Genomic DNA, 2,400 nt, shown 5'->3' with positions numbered 1-2,400 from the left:
TGCTCGTCGCTGAGGTCGGAGGGATAGGACTTACGCATGGGAATAATCCTCGGACAGATGTCGATCGGCCTGACTCCTTCTACAGGCGTAGGTTACGAAATTTTCGGATTACCGGATAGCCTCTCAGCTCGTGACGTAGTGATACCAACCGGGTGACGGTCGGACCCACCAAATGAGCACGCGCTATCGTCATCGGAAGGGCCTCCCGAAGTGTTCTTTTGAACACAAACCACAAAGATACCAACCGTCAAGAAGCTGGCCCTAAGATTGCAATGCCTGTCCTTTGTGCCGCTCGTTTTCGAGTGGTCGGGGTGAGGGATGGGAAGGAGGGCCGACGGGGTGGTTTGATGTGCTCGGTCCATCAACGTTCAATCTGCCTGTACGATAACCTTGGTGCTTCCGGTGTTGTAATCCAAAAACACGTAGTAAGAGGCGTTGTGACGCAGCAGCAGCGTTGAACCTTCAGGCAAATCCACTTGCCCCACAAACTGCATTGGCTTACCACCAAAAAAAGGCCATTCTGGGTCTTGGAGCCACTTAGGAGGATTCACGAGTGAGCGGTAAAACTCGATCACCTGATCCTCTAGCCAAGCGGCAAGCCCCCCAATTGAACCTGAATACAATGACACCAAATCACGAAAGAAATCCTCCGCCTCCAATGGGATGTCTGGCCGGAATCCATACTTCCGCCCGACAGCAATTAGTGTTTCGTATGCGTCGTCGTAGTCCATGTTAGCTCTCATCTAAAACCAAAAAAGGTGTAATCGAGTCGCCGTGAGGGATCAATCGCTGCATGCTCCCACGGCCATACCTCTCGCAGATCTCTGGGTGTATCATAGTCCGGTACGCCCCTTCCTCCACGAGCATGATGCAACTCTTTGACGGCACGAATTTCCCGAATTTGGCCGGTCGCATTGTCCCGTACAAGAACACGAGCGGAAGGAGCAGCACCTTGCCTCATTGCTCCGATATTGGACGGGCCGAATTCGCCCGGCATCGCTGATGCCGCCCGATTTTGCCAATAACGCTCTCGAATGGCTTGCCAGCTTGGATAGTTGCCTTCTGGTGTGAGTTTGGTGATTGGATCGCCAGCTTTCCATTCGGGAAATCGGCTAATCCCTTTGCTTGGCGCAGCGTTCATCGGCACGAAACATGGATTCAGTATCTTAAGCGGATCGTTATGCGACCAGACCGAAAAATCCCATGACTCCTTGCCGATAAAGTAGGTATGGTATTCTTCTACCTCGAAATTGTAAACCGTTGTCGAGTTCAATTCGTATTCGAGAGACTCCACGACCACCGAACGGCCGAGATGGGTCCGAAGGTGATCACCAATTTTCAGATGCTGCGCATCCGTCCAACCTCGACCCTGGACCCAGAAGGGGTGTTTGGCCGTTGTCCGGATCAGACGACCGCAGACGAGAATTCCTAAGAGTGGCGAGTATCCTTGATAAAGGCCCAGGACTCGGCGAGCGACGACAGGATGATCCGGATCATAATCTCAGTACTTCGGATGCTATGGCATTAGGATTCTATAGTGTAACTAGTGGCGGTGGTTGCCTTTCGATCGACACCTCTCTGACAAGCCCAAACATCTCGACCACCACATCCTGGAGCCACAGGAGCATCACCTCCAGCCTCAACCGCGACGGATTCAACCTCATCCCACCTCGACGCGGGCTCGACAATACCGCGTGGTGCAGCCACACCCACAAGTTGACCAGCAGGAAAGCGATCGCCACGTAGAGGAACCGCACTTCGAACCGTCGCGACGTCGTCCGGATCCGGGCCCGGTTCATCAGGCGATAGCTCGTCTCGATCCCGAAGCGCGTCCGATAGGTGTCCTTCACCCAGTCGAATCCCTTCGGCTTGAATCCCCAGAACGCATACGCCAACGCCTCGCGGCCCCTCTCGCCGCGCTCGCCGCGACGGTTCCGGCACTTGACGCAGATCTCCACCGTCGCCTTCCGCTTCCTGGCGTCGGTCATCGTGTACTCGGACCACCCGCTCCGCTTCCAGTACTTGAACACCCGCGAGCCGCTCGGCCCCAGGGGATGGTCCGCCTTGCGGCCCCGGCCCACCACCGGCATCAAGAACGGATGACGTGAGGCCTGGAAGTAGCGGATCGCCTCGACGGAGAAGAATTCGCGGTCGAGGAGCAGGAACTTGACCTCGATCCCGGCCTTGCGCACCTGGGCGAGTAGCTCGCGGGCGACGTCGGCCAGGGCCTGGTCGCGGACGACGGCGGTGAGGGCCACCGTGTAGCGGAAACCTTTGCGGACGACATAGGCGGTGGCATAGGCGTAGAAGGAGCTGGTCCCGCGCTTGGGCTTGCTGCGGTAGACTTCGGGGTCGGTCCGGGCCTCGGCCCCGTAGTAGGGGAGCAAGGTCATGTCGAGG

Annotated in this window: 3 protein-coding genes; all 3 read right to left on the bottom strand. The window is 56.8% G+C overall.

Annotated features, from left to right (window positions below):
* Positions 1-368 precede the first annotated feature (368 nt).
* Positions 369-731, bottom strand: a complete 363-nt coding sequence (locus ACYOEI_RS40965; RefSeq protein ID WP_462856456.1) for a hypothetical protein — start codon at positions 729-731, stop codon at positions 369-371.
* Positions 732-739: 8 nt separating this feature from the next.
* Entirely contained in the window at positions 740-1,405 is a 666-nt protein-coding gene (locus tag ACYOEI_RS40960; protein ID WP_462856457.1) for a polymorphic toxin-type HINT domain-containing protein, read from the bottom strand.
* 127 nt (positions 1,406-1,532) lie between these two features.
* Positions 1,533-2,400: ISH3 family transposase (locus ACYOEI_RS40955; RefSeq protein ID WP_462856455.1), on the bottom strand; the 868-nt coding region annotated here is incomplete at its 5' end.

It is taken from the genome of Singulisphaera rosea, from assembly GCF_054877945.1.
Note: the sequence above shows the minus strand (reverse complement) of the source record. Positions and strands in the feature narration are given on the sequence as shown.

Bases quoted from the DNA above. Each gene is read 5' to 3' on its own strand.
- ACYOEI_RS40965 (WP_462856456.1), bottom strand. From the start codon at position 731: ATGGACTACGACGACGCATACGAAACACTAATTGCTGTCGGGCGGAAG.